The organism is Variovorax sp. GW821-FHT09D05, assembly GCF_059416325.1.
Window position 1 is genome coordinate 365,077 of sequence record NZ_JBWKOZ010000005.1, and the last position, 15,066, is coordinate 380,142.

The 15,066-nt window shown below is 67.8% G+C and carries 13 protein-coding genes; 8 read left to right on the forward strand and 5 right to left on the reverse strand.

Going from position 1 to position 15,066, the window contains the following annotated elements:
• The first annotated feature begins 105 nt into the window (after nt 1–105).
• The 5 genes from flhB to AC07O3_RS16085 are packed head-to-tail and all read left to right on the forward strand — an operon-like array spanning nt 106 to nt 7,374.
• The gene (flhB, locus tag AC07O3_RS16065) at nt 106–1,248 is read left to right on the forward strand and encodes a flagellar biosynthesis protein FlhB (RefSeq protein WP_093178159.1); all 1,143 of its coding nucleotides are present in this window, start codon (nt 106–108) and stop codon (nt 1,246–1,248) included.
• Nucleotides 1,245–3,344, forward strand: a complete 2,100-nt coding sequence (flhA, locus tag AC07O3_RS16070) for a flagellar biosynthesis protein FlhA (RefSeq protein ID WP_093077268.1) — start codon at nt 1,245–1,247, stop codon at nt 3,342–3,344. The genes flhB and flhA overlap by 4 nt, the downstream gene beginning before the upstream one ends.
• The gene (flhF, locus tag AC07O3_RS16075) at nt 3,341–5,788 is read left to right on the forward strand and encodes a flagellar biosynthesis GTPase FlhF (protein ID WP_495339783.1); all 2,448 of its coding nucleotides are present in this window, start codon (nt 3,341–3,343) and stop codon (nt 5,786–5,788) included. The genes flhA and flhF overlap by 4 nt, the downstream gene beginning before the upstream one ends.
• Nucleotides 5,789–5,798: 10 nt before the next feature.
• Nucleotides 5,799–6,605 carry a MinD/ParA family ATP-binding protein gene (locus AC07O3_RS16080; protein ID WP_093178156.1) on the forward strand — a complete coding sequence of 269 codons (807 nt, stop codon included), beginning with the start codon at nt 5,799–5,801 and terminating at the stop codon, nt 6,603–6,605.
• Nucleotides 6,606–6,639: 34 nt separating this feature from the next.
• Nucleotides 6,640–7,374, forward strand: a complete 735-nt coding sequence (locus tag AC07O3_RS16085; protein WP_093058580.1) for an RNA polymerase sigma factor FliA — start codon at nt 6,640–6,642, stop codon at nt 7,372–7,374.
• Nucleotides 7,375–7,404: 30 nt separating this feature from the next.
• On the opposite strand, the gene AC07O3_RS16090 is transcribed toward AC07O3_RS16085, so the two are convergent.
• Nucleotides 7,405–8,061, reverse strand: a complete 657-nt coding sequence (locus tag AC07O3_RS16090; protein WP_093058581.1) for a hypothetical protein — start codon at nt 8,059–8,061, stop codon at nt 7,405–7,407.
• 265 nt (nt 8,062–8,326) lie between these two features.
• Here AC07O3_RS16090 and AC07O3_RS16095 point away from each other — a divergent pair, with 265 nt between their 5' ends.
• Complete coding sequence (locus AC07O3_RS16095; RefSeq protein ID WP_495339784.1) at nt 8,327–10,276, forward strand: glycoside hydrolase family 15 protein; 1,950 nt, start codon at nt 8,327–8,329, stop codon at nt 10,274–10,276.
• Here the strand turns inward: AC07O3_RS16095 and AC07O3_RS16100 are convergent.
• Genes AC07O3_RS16100 through AC07O3_RS16115 form a run of 4 tightly spaced genes read right to left on the reverse strand, consistent with a single transcriptional unit; the run spans nt 10,242 to nt 12,862 of the window.
• Nucleotides 10,242–10,580 carry a putative antibiotic biosynthesis monooxygenase gene (locus AC07O3_RS16100; protein WP_093058583.1) on the reverse strand — a complete coding sequence of 113 codons (339 nt, stop codon included), beginning with the start codon at nt 10,578–10,580 and terminating at the stop codon, nt 10,242–10,244. The genes AC07O3_RS16095 and AC07O3_RS16100 overlap by 35 nt on opposite strands.
• Nucleotides 10,581–10,627: 47 nt before the next feature.
• Nucleotides 10,628–11,524 carry an NAD(P)-dependent oxidoreductase gene (locus AC07O3_RS16105; protein ID WP_495339785.1) on the reverse strand — a complete coding sequence of 299 codons (897 nt, stop codon included), beginning with the start codon at nt 11,522–11,524 and terminating at the stop codon, nt 10,628–10,630.
• Nucleotides 11,521–12,078, reverse strand: a complete 558-nt coding sequence (locus AC07O3_RS16110; protein ID WP_495339786.1) for a gluconokinase — start codon at nt 12,076–12,078, stop codon at nt 11,521–11,523. The genes AC07O3_RS16105 and AC07O3_RS16110 overlap by 4 nt, the downstream gene beginning before the upstream one ends.
• Before the next feature lie 4 nt (nt 12,079–12,082).
• On the reverse strand, nt 12,083–12,862 hold the full coding sequence (locus AC07O3_RS16115) for an SDR family oxidoreductase (RefSeq protein ID WP_177192792.1): 780 nt from the start codon (nt 12,860–12,862) through the stop codon (nt 12,083–12,085).
• A gap of 133 nt (nt 12,863–12,995) precedes the next feature.
• Here AC07O3_RS16115 and AC07O3_RS16120 point away from each other — a divergent pair, with 133 nt between their 5' ends.
• Both AC07O3_RS16120 and AC07O3_RS16125 read left to right on the forward strand, forming a co-directional pair.
• Nucleotides 12,996–13,949 carry a 2-hydroxyacid dehydrogenase gene (locus AC07O3_RS16120; protein ID WP_495339787.1) on the forward strand — a complete coding sequence of 318 codons (954 nt, stop codon included), beginning with the start codon at nt 12,996–12,998 and terminating at the stop codon, nt 13,947–13,949.
• Between the two features lie 19 nt (nt 13,950–13,968).
• Nucleotides 13,969–15,042 (forward strand): L-idonate 5-dehydrogenase, encoded by a 1,074-nt coding sequence (locus tag AC07O3_RS16125; RefSeq protein ID WP_093058588.1) that lies wholly within the window; start codon nt 13,969–13,971, stop codon nt 15,040–15,042.
• Nucleotides 15,043–15,066: the final 24 nt, after the last annotated feature.

Below are 15,066 nucleotides of genomic sequence, written 5' to 3' on the forward strand. Positions count from 1 at the left end.
TAGCAGGGCGATAAGGGCCCTTATCGGCAGATTGTTCCGGACGACCGAATTCAATAATTTGGTCATGAGCAAGGCGTACTTCGCCACTGCTGGTTCGGAGCATGAATGGCTGAGGAAAGCGATCTCGAAAAAACGGAACCCGCCTCCGAGCGACGCCTGGAGAAGGCGCGCGAGGAAGGCAACGTAGCCCGTTCGCGCGAGCTCACCACCTTCGTCATGCTGGGCACCGCATGCGCGGGGCTGTGGTTCGCAGGGGAGTCGCTGGGCACGAGCATGAGCGGCGCGTTGCACCGCGGCCTGCAGTTCGACCGCGCCAGCGCCTTCGATCCCTCGCACATGCTGGCCCAGACCGGGTTGATGGCGATGCACACGCTCACGGCCATCGGCCCGTTGTTCGCGATGATGATCGTCGCTGCCGTGGTCGCGCCGCTGATGCTCGGCGGCTGGCTGTTCTCCACCAAATCGGTGGGGCCGAACTTCAGCAAGCTCAATCCGCTGGCCGGCATCGGCCGCATGTTTTCCGCGCAGTCGCTGGCCGAGCTTTTCAAGGCGCTGGCCAAGTCGGCGCTGATCGGCGGCGTGGCGTGGTGGGTCGTGTCGCGCGACATCGGCGCGTTGATGGACCTGATGGCGCAGCCCGCGCACTACGCGCTGCCGCACGCAATGGTGCTGGTGGCCAAGCATTGCGCGCTGATCGCGGCCACGCTGTTTCTCGTGGCGCTGATCGACGTGCCCTTCCAGCTCTGGAGCTACTACCGCAAGCTGCGCATGTCGCGCGAAGACCTGCGCCAGGAGCACAAGGAAAGCGAAGGCGATCCGCACATCAAGGCCGCGATCCGCCGCCAGCAACAGCAGATGGCGCGCCGCCGGATGATGGCCGAGGTGCCCAAGGCAGACATCGTGCTGACCAACCCCACGCACTTTGCGGTGGCGCTGAAGTACACCGACAGCGGCATGCGCGCACCGCGCGTGGTGGCCAAGGGCACCGAGCTTGTGGCCGCGCGCATCCGCGAGATGGCGCTGGAGCACAAGGTTGCGATTCTCGAAGCGCCGCCGCTCGCGCGCGCTCTCTACAAGCACACGAAGCTGGGCGATGAGATTCCGGCAGGCCTGTACACCGCGGTGGCCGAGGTGCTGGCCTGGGTGTACCAGCTCAGGCGCTGGAAGACCGAGGGCGGCGACGCCCCGCGCACGCCGACCGACCTGCCGGTGCCGGCAGACCTTCAATACACAGTGGAAGCCGCATGAACGCGATGACAAACCTGATGCGTCTGCCGACGCGTCTGTTCTCCGGCTCGCAGTTCAAGGGGCTGGCCGGGCCGATTCTCATCATCCTCATCCTGAGCATGATGGTGCTGCCGCTGCCGCCCTTCCTGCTCGACCTGCTGTTCACCTTCAACATCGCCATGTCGGTGATGGTGCTGCTGGTGAGCATGTACACGATGAAGGCGCTGGACTTCGCGGCCTTCCCGGCCGTGCTGCTGTTCTCGACGCTACTGCGCCTGTCGCTGAACGTGGCGTCCACGCGCGTGGTGCTGATGCACGGCCACACCGGGCCCGACGCGGCGGGCAAGGTGATCGAGGCCTTCGGGCACTTCCTCGTGGGCGGCAACTTCGCGGTGGGTGTGATGGTCTTCATCATCCTCGTGCTCATCAACTTCATGGTGATCACCAAGGGCGCGGGGCGCATCGCCGAGGTGGGCGCGCGCTTCATGCTCGACGCGATGCCGGGCAAGCAGATGGCCATCGACGCCGACCTCAACGCCGGCCTGATCGGCGAAGACGTGGCCCGCAAGCGCCGCACCGAGGTTGCGCAGGAGGCCGACTTCTACGGCTCGATGGACGGCGCCAGCAAGTTCGTGCGCGGCGACGCGATTGCGGGCCTGCTCATCATGGTGATCAACATCATCGGCGGGCTGGTGGTCGGCATGCTGCAGCACGGGCTCGACTTTTCCACCGCCGGCAAGACCTACACGCTGCTGGCCATCGGCGACGGCCTGGTGGCGCAGATTCCGGCGCTCGTCATCTCCACCGCTGCCGGCGTGATCGTGTCGCGCGTGACCACCGACGAAGACGTGGGCAGCCAGCTCACGGGCCAGCTCTTTTCCAACCCGCAGGTGCTGTTTCTCACGGCCGGCATCGTCGGCCTGCTGGGCATGATCCCGGGTATGCCGAACCTGGCCTTCCTGCTGATAGCGGGTGGCCTGGTGTGGCTGGGCCGCCGGCTGGTGATGCGCAAGCCGCAGGAAGCCGCGCAGAAGGCAGCCGCCGCCGCGCAGGCCGCGAACCCCGCGCCTTCGGCCGAGATGGAAGAAGCGACGTGGGACGACGTTGCAATGGTCGACCCGCTGGGCATGCAGGTCGGCTACCGGCTCATTCCGCTGGTGGACCAGTCGCAGCAGGGCGAACTGCTGGGCCGCATCAAGAGCATCCGCAAGAAGATTGCGCAGGAGGTCGGCTTCCTGGTGCCGGTGGTGCACATCCGCGACAACCTGGAGATCAAGCCCAACACCTACGTCATCAGCCTGAAGGACGTGGAGATCGGGCGCGGCGAAGCCTTCCCCAACCAGTGGATGGCCATCAACCCCGGGCAGGTGACGGGCACGCTGCCCGGCACGCCCACGCGCGACCCGGCCTTCGGCCTGGCGGCGGTGTGGATCGACGCCAGCCTGCGGCAACAGGCACAGGTGCAGGGCTACACGGTGGTCGATGCCTGCACGGTGATGGCCACGCACCTGAACCACCTGATCCAGACGCATGCCGCCGAACTGCTGGGCCGCCAGGAAGTGCAGCAGCTGCTCGACCAGATCGCCAAGACCGCGCCCAAGCTCACGGAAGACCTGGTGCCCAAGGTGCTGTCGCTCAGCACGCTGCACAAGGTGCTGCAGAACCTGCTCGACGAAGAGGTGCCCATCCGCGACATGCGCACCATCCTCGACGTGATGGCCGAGCACGCGCCGACCATCAAGGACCCGACCGAACTCACCACGCTCACGCGCCTGGCGCTGGGCCGCGCCATCACGCAGCAGCTGTTCCCGGGCGACACCGAGATGCAGGTGATCGGCCTCGACGGCTCGCTCGACGGCGTGCTGCAGCAGGCCTTGACCAACAGCAGCGGCATCGAGCCCGGCATTGCCGACAACCTGCTCAGGCAGGCGCAGGCCGCGATCCTGCGCCAGGAGCAGATGGGCCTGGCGCCGGTGCTCGTGGTGCAGCACGCGCTGCGCGTGCTGCTGTCCAGATTCCTGCGGCGCAGCCTGCCGCAGCTGAAAGTGCTTTCGCATGCGGAGATTCCTGACTCCCGCACCATCAAGATCACCACCGCCATCGGAGGACGAGGTTGAATTCCAAGCAGACCGACGTGCGCACCACCGCGCGCAAATTCGTCGCGGCCACCAGCCGCGAAGCCCTGAGGATGGTGAGGGAGGCGCTGGGCGCCGACGCCATCGTGCTGACGCATCGCGCAATGGCCGAGGGCGTCGAGATCGTCGCAATGGTCGAGGGCGAAGTGCAGGGGGTGTTGAAAGACACCGCGCCTGTGCCTGCGAAGCCCGTGGTGATCGCGGCGCCAGTGGCATCGGTCCCCGTGCCTGTGGCGGCCCCGGTGCCCGCACCCGCACCCGCACCCGCACCCGCACCCGCTGACACCGTGCTCACCGAACTGCATTCCATGCGCGGCATGATCGAAGAGCAGCTCGCCAGCGTCGTGTGGAACGACAAGCAGCGCCGCGACCCGGTGCGTGGCCGCCTGCTGCGCACGCTGCTCGGCGCCGGCTTCAGCGCGGGCCTGTCGAAGGCCATGCTGGAGAAGATGCCCACCGGCCAGACATACGCCGAAGGCATGGCCTACGTGCGTTCGGAGCTGATCCGCGCCGTGCCCGTGCATGAAGACGAAGACGCACTGTTCGCGCAGGGCGGCGTGTATGCCCTGATGGGCCCGACCGGTGTCGGCAAGACCACCACCACCGCCAAGCTGGCTGCGCGCTGCGTGATGCGCTTCGGTGCCGACAAGCTCGCGCTGGTGACTACAGACAGCTACCGTATCGGCGCCTACGAGCAGCTGCGCATCTACGGCCAGATCCTCAACGTGCCGGTGTATGCCGTGAAGGATGCGGCCGACCTGCACCTGGTGCTGCAGGACCTGCGCGACAAGCACATGGTGCTGATCGACACCGTCGGCATGAGCCAGCGCGACCGCGCCGTGTCCGAGCAGATCGCGATGCTCGGCCAGAGCCAGCGGCCCGTGAAGCGGCTGCTGCTGCTCAACGCCACCAGCCACGGCGACACGCTCAACGAGGTGGTGCATGCCTACCGCCATGGCAACGAACTCACCGGCTGCATCTTCACCAAGGTCGACGAGGCCACGCATCCGGGCGCGCTGATCGACACCGTGATCCGCCACCGCCTGCCGGTGCACTACATCTCCAGCGGCCAGAAGGTGCCCGAGAACCTGATGCAGGCCGACCGCGCGCAGCTGGTGGACAGCGTGTTCCAGCCGCGCCAGCACAGCCCGCTGTTCGTGCCCGCGGAAAGCGATCTGCACGAGGAGCCGGCGGGCGCGGGCCCCTCGGCGCAGGTGGTGCAGGCGCAAGGCGAGACCGACCGCCTGCGGCTGAAGTACCAGAACCTGATTCGCGCCATGGCGCACGACGCGCAAGAACTCGCCACTGCCGCCAGCGCATTGGCCGGCGCGCAGATCGGCTTCGAGCGTTCGCGCGCACTCTGGCGCCAGGCCGGCGACGAAGGCACCGGCCAGAAGGCCGTGCTGCACGACCTGATGGTGCATGCGCGCAGCGAAGTGGCCGCCGGCTGCGAGACCCATGTGCTCGCACTGTGCGGGCAGGTCGGGCTGCGCTCGAACGAAGGCGGCGACGCTTATGAATGCCACGGCAGCCTGCTGCTGTCGGACCGCACGGGCCTGCCGCTGGCAGCGCCGAACCAGTGGCTCTCGACCGCCGCCACGCGCGGCATGAAAGAGGCTGCGCGCAAGCCCGGCGCACGCCAGGTGCCGTGGCTGCGCCAGCAGGACTTCGGCCACAAGCCGCTGGTGCATCTGTTGACGAGGCTGCCCGGCATCGAAGCCATGGTGCAGTGGCAGGCCGCGGGCCAGCGCTGGCTGGCGCGCGCGCCGGGCTCCACCGCGGTGATCGACGTGCGCACCGGCGCACCCGACACGCTCGCGCGCATGGACTTTGAATTCGGCGAGGGGCGGCCCGTGCGCTTTCGCGGCAAGGCGGCGTTGCGCAGCGAGGCGCATGCCGACGTGGTGCTGCGCTTCAACGCGGCCGCCATGGCGGCGGGCATCGGGCGCGATGCGATGCCCGCGCTGCGCTGCGTCGCCACGCGGGTGGTCGATGCGCGCACCGGCAACGTGCTGGCGCAGGGCCATGCGTTGACCAATATCGGCGCGGACGTTTCCACGCAGCAGCTCGCGCAATGGCAGAGCTGGGCCAGCGACGCCGAGCCCTGCTTCCGACTGCTGCGCGACGGTGTGCAGATGGTCGGCGGTATCGGCGAACTGGGCGACCCCGACATCATGAAGCGGCTGCTGATCGCCGGCCAGATGACCACCACCGTGTGGCGCCTGCTGCAAGCCGAAGGCGATTGGGCCGACCGCACGCGCGCGCTGCTGGGCCAGCTCACGGGGCGCCCGGCGCGCAACGGGCGGGCCATGAGCGGCAGTGCTCTGTATGCGGGCGTGGGCAAGCTCTTCCTGCTGCTGGAGGCGCTGGGCACCGAGTCGACCGCTCCCACGCAGGCGCCGCGTGCGCTGGAGAAGCTGGGTTGAGGAATCAGGAATGAACAAGCTGGTTGCGGATCAGGCCGACGGACTGCGGCGCATGCTCGCACCGACGCATGCGCGCGTGGTGGCCGTCGCAGGCCTGGGGCAGGGCGCGGGGAGTACCACGGCCGCGATGAATCTCGGTGTGGCACTGACCCTGCAGGGTCGCAACGTGCTGCTGCTGGACGAGCACTGCCCGACTGTGGGTTCGGCCTGTGAGGTGTGGGACATCGATCCGCTGGGGAACCTGGCCGATGTAGCAAGCCAGCGCCTGACGCTGGATGGTGCAGAGGTCAAGGCAGCCTGCGGCGTGCACGTGCTACCCGCGCCGCACGGCGCGGTGAATGGTGCGGATGGCGAAATCGACCCGCGCAAGTTCTGGCACGACGGCGTCGTCATCGTCGATGCGGCTTTCGACGCCGAGGGCCGGTTGTCGGCGCTCGCGCAGGGCGCGGACGACCTGCTGCTGGTGCTGCAGCCGCACCCCGCGTCGATCACCGCGGCCTATGCAGGCATCAAGCGGCTGCACCACGCGCACGGCCTCAAGCAGATGCGCTTCCTGGTCAACGGCGCGGCCGACGTCGTGGCCGCGCGCCAGATCATGAGCAACCTCGCGCATGCCGCCAGCCGCTATCTCGCGCTGCTGCTTCAGCCCGCGGGCTGGGTGCGCTTCGATCCGCTCGTTGCCGACGCGTGGCGCCTGAAGAAGACCATCGTCGAGGCCTTTCCCGCGAGCCATGCCGCCGTCGACTTCCGGCGCATTGCCGGCGAGGTCGACCGCTGGCCCTGGCGCGCGGCCGAGCCGCTGCAGGCCGTGGCCTGAGCCCGCCGACCCGGACAACCCAAGAAGGACGGCCGTGTACACCGCACAGGGAACCATCGAAAAATCACATCTGCTGGCGCAGCACCAGCCGCTGGTGCGCCGCATCGCGCTGCAGATGATGGCCAAGCTGCCGGCCAGCGTGGAGCTGGACGACCTGATCCAGGCCGGCATGCTGGGCCTGCTGGACGCCTCCAGCCGCTACCAGGACAACCGCGGCGCGCAATTCGAGACCTTCGTCAGCCAGCGCATCCGCGGCGCCATGCTCGACGAACTGCGCGCCAGCGACTGGGGCTCGCGCGGCCTGCGCCAGTCGGCGCGCGGCGTCGAGAAGGCGATCCAGGCGCTGGGCCACAAGCTCGGGCGCTCTCCCACCGAAGGGGAGATCGCCAAGGAGCTGAAGATGGACCTGGAGGCGTATCAGTCGCTGCTGCAGGAGATCCAGGGCTGCCAGCTGGTGTACGTCGAAGATTTCTCCAAGGACGACCCGGACAGCCCGTTCCTCGACAGCCATTCGCAGGACGCGCGCAAGGACCGGCGCGGCAGTGACGATCCGCTGGAGCAGCTGCTGGAAAGCGGCTTCCGGCATCAGCTGGTAGACGCCATCGGTGCGCTGCCGGAGCGCGACCAGCTGCTGCTGAACCTCTACTACGAGGAAGAGCTGAACCTGCGCGAGATCGGCGCAATCCTGGAGGTGAGCCAGTCGCGGGTGTGCCAGCTGCACAGCCAGGCGATCAGCAGGCTGCGGGCCAAGCTGAAGGATGTGCTGTAGCGGACTCCGGGGCCAGGGCCGCCGCCTGAATCAGAAAGTCGCATCGAGCACCTGCGAGGGGATGAGGCCGTTGAGCGTCACATTGTTCGTGAGTGGATCGAACAGTTGCGGTTGCAGAACGTACTTCCAGGCGCCGTTCCTGTAGTACAGGAAGTTGAAGGCGTTCGGCAGCGGAATATGCTGGTTGGCGTGGCCGTAGTCGTCGAAGCCGATGTACGAGATCACTTCCTGCCCTTGCGTCTGGATCATCTGATTGATGTTGGCTTGCCCGGGGTGCTGGTGGTGATACACCCTGATCAGATGCGCACCGAGCGGCGAGTTCGTCACCATCAGGGCGCAGCCATTCATGGCGGCGGTGAAGACGAACCTGTGCTGCGGGTTGTGTCGAGGTACGTCGACGAATCCGGGCATCACGTTGCCCTGGATGAAAGGACACCAATACGCCGAGATCGGCTGATCCTGATGGAGGACATTTCCCACCGGCCTCAAGGTGACCTGGAGGGCTTGCGCGGTGCCCTGCAGATCGAACGAGCCCATCTTGGCCGTGTTGAGTACCAGGACCTGCATGGCGAAAGCTGGATTCTGCTGCGCCTGCGCGTTCTGCATGAACCACGAAACGCCGTTGATCGCGCGAAGCTGCGCGTACGCAACGGGATCGGCTCGGAAGAGTTGGTTGTGTCCGTTCACGTGTGATGTCTATTTGCGTTGGAATGGGAGGGGCAAAGTAGAGCGCTGCACCATGGGGCCCAAGCGGCGACCTGTGCCGTTTCATCTTCACGAGCCTCTTGTCATTTCGTGCGCGGCTGATGGTAGGAGCGCGACGGTGCGAAGGCCATCCCCAGGAACAAGTAGATGGGTGCCTTATTTGTCATGCGCCATTAGGCGTTGTCCGTCAGCAATCCGCGCCCGCCGCTGGCGTGCCACGCCCGCGCGCACGGCAAAGCTCGGCCTCTTGCCAAAGACTCCCAAGCAACCCTCCTCACGGCTTCACGCCGACCGCCCGAACCGCCCCATCGGCGACTACGCGCTCATCGGCTCGACCCACAGCGCGGCCCTGGTGCATTGCGGCGGCGACATCGAGTGGCTGTGCCTGCCGCGCTTCGATTCGGCCGCGATGTTCGCCAGCCTGCTCGGCGACGAGCGCAACGGCCATTGGACGATGCGCGCCAAAGACCGCAAGGCGCGTGTCACGCGGCGCTACCTGCCCGGCACCGTGGTGCTCGAAACCACGATCCGCACGGCCAAGGGGACGGCCATCGTCACCGACTTCATGCCCCGCCCTGCGCTCGACGGCACGCACGAGGTGGTGCGCATCGTGCAGGGCGTGCGCGGCACGGTCGCCATGCACACCGAGTTCCGTATCCGCTTCAATTACGGCGAGTGGTGCCCCTGGATGGAGCGGCGCGACGGCGCGGTGTTTGCCACGGCCGGGCCGGACTCGGTGCGCATCAGCTCCGGCGTGCCGCTGACCAACGAGAACTTCGCGAGCTTTGCCGACTTCACCGTGTCCGCGGGGCAGGCCATCGCGTTCAGCCTCGACTGGTTTCCCTCGCACCTGAAGCCGCCGGTGACGCGCGATGCCAGCGCGCTGCTGGCGCGCACCGTCGCCGAATGGAGCGCGTGGACCGGCCGCTGCGGCTACCACGGCGAGTTTCGCGAGCCGGTGATGCGCTCGCTGCTCACGCTCAAGGCGCTCACCTACGAGCCCACCGGCGGCATCGTCGCCGCGCCGAGCACCTCGCTGCCCGAACTGCCGGGCGGCGAACGCAATTGGGACTACCGCTTCTGCTGGCTGCGCGACGCGGCGCTCACGCTCTACGCGCTGATCGGTTCGGGCTATGTCGAGGAAGCCAGCGCCTGGCGCTGGTGGCTGATGCGAGCGGTGGGCGGTTCGCCCGAAGAGCTGCAGGTGATGTACGGCCTGCACGGCGAACGCTCGCTCACCGAACTCGAGCTCGGCTGGCTGCCGGGCTACGAAGACAGCCGCCCGGTGCGCATCGGCAATGGCGCGCACGGGCAGCGCCAGCTCGATGTGTACGGCTCGGTCATCGCGGCCTTTCATGCGGCGCGCAAGGCCGGGCTGGCGGACATGGACAAGGTGTGGCCGCTGGAGCGCGCCATTGCGAAGCACCTGATGGTGCTGTGGAAGGAACCCGACTGCAGCCTGTGGGAAGTGCGCGGCGAGCCGCGCCACTTCGTGCATTCCAAGATCATGTGCTGGCTGGCCTTCGACCGGGTGATCGCGAGCGCGACGGAGTATGGGCTCGAAGGCCCTGTCGAGCGCTGGCGCGAGGTGCGCGACGAGATCCACGCCGAGGTCTGCGCCCGCGGCTACGACGCCGCGAGCAATTCATTCGTGCAGTACTACGGCGCAGACACGGTGGATGCGGCGCTGCTGTGGATGCCGCTGATCGGCTTTCTGCCGATCCATGATGCGCGGGTGCAGGGCACCATCGCGCGCATCGAGAAGGAGCTGATCTTCAACGGGCTGGTGTACCGCTATCGCACCGAGAAAGGCGTGGACGGCCTCGAAGGCGGGGAGGGCGCGTTTCTCGCGTGCAGCTTCTGGCTGTCGAACGTGTACGTGGCCATGGGCAAGCTGCGCAAGGCGCGAGCCCTGTTCAAGCGCCTGCTGGCGCTGGGCAACGACCTGGGCCTGTTCGCGGAGGAGTACGACCCGGTGGCGCAGCGGCAGCTCGGCAATTTTCCGCAGGCGTTTTCGCATATCGGGCTGATCAACAGCGCGCATGCGCTGGTGTCGGCGGCCGGTGGGGTGTGGGAGCTGGCGGACCTCGATGGCAAGGCGGCATCGAAGAAGACGGCGCTGAAGAGAGCGGCACCGAAGAGGACGGCAAGAAAGACGCCGCTCAGGCGGCCGGCAGCGCGAACTCCTCGGCGCTGAACACCGTGTGGAAGACCGTGCCGTCGAACATCTCGAACAGCTTCTTCGAGACCTCGCGGCTTTCATGGCGAACGGGTGAGTCGAGTGCGCGGGCGATGTCCTCGCGACTCGCATAGCGGATCGACAGCACCATCGCCAGTTCGGGGTCGCTCACATCGCTTTCGATCTGGCGCAGCACGCGCACTTCGAGCGCACCGGGGAAGCGGGTCCACAGCGGCACGAGTTTTTCGTGCACGTGGCGGTCGAAGGCTTCTTCCATGCCGGCCTTGACCCGGCCCCTGAAAAACGCGCAGCGGATGAACATGGTGTCTCTTCTTTCCTGGGTGAAAGCTGTGTGTGGCGGGAGGCGCTTCAGCCGCGCCCGTAGCCGTCGAACTGCCGCATCATGGCCGCCGTGTCTTCGGCGCCGAGCCCGGCTGCGACGAAGGCTCGGTGCAGCTCCGAGACGGCGCCCGCCAGCGGCATCGGCAGGCGCAGGCCTTGCGAGAAGGCCTGCACCGCTTCGAGGTCCTTGAGCATGTTGTCGATGCGGCCGGTAGGCGTGTAGTCGCGCGCGGCCATCTTGGGGCCGAACTCGCGCAGGATCTGGCTGTCGGCGCGGCCGCCGGCCAGTGCGGCGGGCAGCTTCGATGCATCGACGCCACCGGCTTCGGCCAGCCGCACCGCCTCGGCCACGGCCTGAAAGCCGATGGCGCAGAGCAGCTGGTTGACGAGTTTGGTGGTCTGGCCCGCGCCGCTGTCGCCCATGTGGGTGTAGTTGGCGCACAGGCTGTCCATCACGGCGCGTGCGCGCAGCACGTCGTCGGCGCTGCCGCCTGCCATCACCGTGAGTTGCCCGAGCAGGGCCTTGGGCGCGCCGCCGGAAAGCGGCGCATCGACGAAGCTCATGCCCGTGCGCTCGCGCAGCGACTGTGCGAGCCGGCGCGTGGAAGGTGGGTCGATGGACGACATGTCGATCAGCAGCCGCTTCGCATCGGCAGGTGCGGCGGCAATGCCGGCCTCGCCGAAGATTGCGCGCTCCACCACCGCCGCAGAGTTGAGGCTGGTGATGACGAAGTCGCTGGCCGCCGCTGCCGCTTGCGCGGTGTCGGCCGCTTGTGCGCCTTGCGCTGCCAGCGCGGCCACCTTGGCCGCATCGAGGTCGAACACGTTCACCCGGTGGCCGCATTCGAGCAGCCGGCGCGCGATGGCCGAGCCCATGATGCCCACGCCGATCACGGCCACGCGCTGGCTGGATGCTGCTGTCATGCAGAGACTTTCATGGAAGCATCCTTCGAGCGTTGAACGAGCCGTGCGCCGATGTCGGCCACGATCTGCTGCACGGGCACGGCGATGTCGGCGTGCAGCACGCCGGGTTCGCTCGCGTCGGGCCTCTCCAGCGTCTTCAGCTGGCTGTCGAGCAGCGCCGGCGGCATGTAGTGCCCGGTGCGTTGTTCCATTCGCTGCCGCACCAGCGCGGGCGACCCGTCGAGAAACACGAACTGCAGCTCGGGCGACGCGGCGCGCAGCCGGTCGCGGTAGGCGCGACGCAGGGCGGAGCAGGCCACCACCACGCCACGCGGCGCGGCCGTGCGGTCAGCAAGGCTGGCGCCCACGCGGTCGAGCCAGGGCCAGCGGTCTTCGTCGGAGAGCGGGAGGCCGGCGCGCATGCGCGCCACGGCCTCGGGCACGTGCAGGTCATCGGCATCGACCCACGGCACGCCCAGCGTCTGCGCCAACCCGGCGGCCACGCTGCTCTTGCCGGTGCCCGACACGCCCATTACCACCACGCTCAGGCGCTGCGGCTGCTCTGGATGCTGCACGGTGCTACAGGCTCGAGGTGATGCCGCCATCCACATACAGGATGTGGCCGTTGACGAAGCTCGACGCATCCGAGGCCAGGAAGATGGCCGCGCCGCCGAGCTCTTCCACGTCGCCCCAGCGGCCGGCGGGCGTGCGGCCCGAGAGCCACGCAGTGAAGGCTTCATCGGCCACCAGCGCCTGAGTGAGTTCGGTCTTGAAGTAGCCCGGCCCGAGGCCGTTGACCTGGATGCCGTACTTGCCCAGGTCGATCGCCATGCCCTTGGTGAGCATCTTCACCGCGCCCTTGGTGGCGGCGTAGGGTGCGATGCCCGGGCGGCCCAGCTCGCTTTGCACCGAGCACACGTTGATGATCTTGCCGCGCTTGCGCTCGATCATGCGTTGCGCGACGAAGCGGCCGACCAGGAACACGCTGTCGATGTTGGTGGTGGTGATCTTGTGCCACGCGTCGATAGGGAATTCGGCGAACGCGCCGCGGTGCTGCATGCCGGCGTTGTTCACGAGGATGTCGATGGCGCCGATGTCGGCTTCGATGGCGGCCACGCCGGCTTCCACCGCTGCGGCGTCGGTCACGTCGAAGGCCATGGCCTCGGCCGCGATGCCCTTGGCGCGCAAGGCGTCGCGGGCGGCGTTGAGCGATGCGGCATCGCGTGCATTGAGAACCACGCGCGCGCCGGCGTTGCCGAGCGCGGCCGCCAGCGCAAAGCCGATGCCCTTGCTGGAGCCGGTGACGAGGGCGGTGCGCCCGGAAAGATCGAAGAGTTTCAAAGGAGGCTCCGAGTACATGGCTGACGGCATAAGTTACCGGTATCTTTTGAGATCGTCAACTGGTAAAACCTCCGTTGGCATTATTATCTTTCATCAATTAAAGTTACCGGTATCTTATTGAGTTGCAACCGCTATCCGAGGAGACACCCGCTTGACCGCTACCGCTACATCCCCGCACGTGCTGATGCCAGGCACCTACCCGGAATGGGACATGGCGCCGATGCGGGCGGCCTACACGCTGCATCGCCTCTGGGAAGCGCCGGACCGGCAGGCCTTCATTGCCGAGCACGCGCCGAACATCCGCGCGGTCGCAACGCGCGGCGAGCTGGGTGCCAACGCCGAACTGATCGCCGCGCTGCCTGCGCTGGAGCTGATCGCCTGCTACGGCGTGGGCACCGACGGCATCGACCTTGCCGCCTGCCGCGCGCGCGGCATCCGCGTGACCAACACACCCGACGTGCTCAACGGCGACGTGGCCGACCTCGCCGTGGGGCTCACGCTGGCGGTGCAGCGGCGCATTCCGGCGGGCGACCAGTTCGTGCGCAGCGGCGCGTGGGCCAATGGCGGCATGCCGCTGACCACCCGCGTCTTCGGCCAGCGCATCGGCATCGCGGGCTTCGGCCGCATCGGCAGCACCATCGCGCGGCGGCTCTCGGGCTTCGACGTGGAGCTGGGTTACTTCAGCCGCACGCCGAAGGCCGACAGCCCGCACCGCCACTTCGCCAGCCTGAGCGCCATGGCCGACTGGTGCGACGTGCTCATCGTCATCCTGCCCGGCGGAGAGGCCACGCGGGGCATCGTCAATGCCGAGGTGCTGCAGGCGCTGGGCCCCAAGGGCTGGCTCGTGAATGTGTCGCGCGGCACCACCGTCGACGAAGGCGCGCTGCTGCAGGCGCTGGAGGCGCGCGGCATTGCCGGCGCGGCGCTCGACGTGTTCCTCAACGAGCCGCGCATCGACCCGCGCTTTGCCGCGCTCGACAACGTGGTGCTGCATCCGCACCATGGCAGCGGCACCGAACAGACGCGCCGCGCCATGGGCGAACTGGTGCGCCGCAACCTCGAGGCCCACTTCACGGGCCAGCCTCTCATTACCCCCGTGCCCTGACTGGCCGAAGGAAAGAATCATGCGTTTGCGTTGTATGTGCCTCGTGATCCACGCCCCCGACGACCTGCGGCTGGACGAACAGGACGCCGGCGAGATCGGCCCCGGCCAGGTGCTGGTGAAGGTCGGCATGGGCGGCATCTGCGGCTCCGACCTGCATTACTTTCACAACGGCGGCTTCGGCACCGTGCGCATCAAGGAGCCGATGGTGCTGGGCCACGAAGTGGCCGGCACCGTGGTGGCGGTGGCGCCCGGCGTGGAGAGCGTGCGCATCGGCGACAAGGTGGCCATCAACCCGAGCCGCCCCTGCGGCGCCTGCAAGTTCTGCCTCGAAGGCCTGCCCAACCAGTGCCTCGACATGCGCTTCTACGGCAGTGCCATGCGCACGCCGCACGTGCAGGGCGCGTTCCGCAACATGCTGCTGTGCGAGGCCACGCAGTGCGTGAAGGTGGCCGAGCACGTGCCGCTGCGCCTGGCCGCGCTGGCCGAGCCGTTCTCGGTGGGGCTGCACGGCGTGTCGCGCGCCGGTCCGCTGCTGGGCAAGCGCGTGCTGGTGTCGGGCTGCGGGCCCATCGGCGTGCTGGCCATTGCGGCGGCGCGCGCGCATGGCGCGGCAGAGATCACCGCCACCGATGTGGTCGACGAGCCGCTGGCCATCGCGCGTGCCATGGGCGCCGACAACGTCATCAACGTCGCGCAGGACAAGACCTGGGTGTCGCGCTACTCGGCCGACAAGGGCACTTTCGACGTGATGCTCGAATGCTCCGGCAACGAGCGCGCGCTGCGCGACGGACTGGAGGTGATGCGCCCGCGCGGTGTGGTCGTGCAGCTAGGCCTGGGCGGCGACGTGAGCATTCCGCAGAACATGGTGGTGGCGAAGGAGCTCAGCATCTGCGGCTCGTTCCGCTTCCATGCGGAGTTCGCGCTCGCGGTGCGGCTCATCAACGAAGGGCGCGTGGATCTGTCGCCCGTGGTGACGCACACCTTCCCGATGCTGCAGGCGCGGCAGGCCTTCGAGCTGGCGAGCGACCGTCAGAAGGCGATGAAGGTGCTGATCGACTTCGCGGACGTGGGCGCGGAGGCTGTTGCGGCCTGACGGGTTTTCCGCAGACGCCCGCAG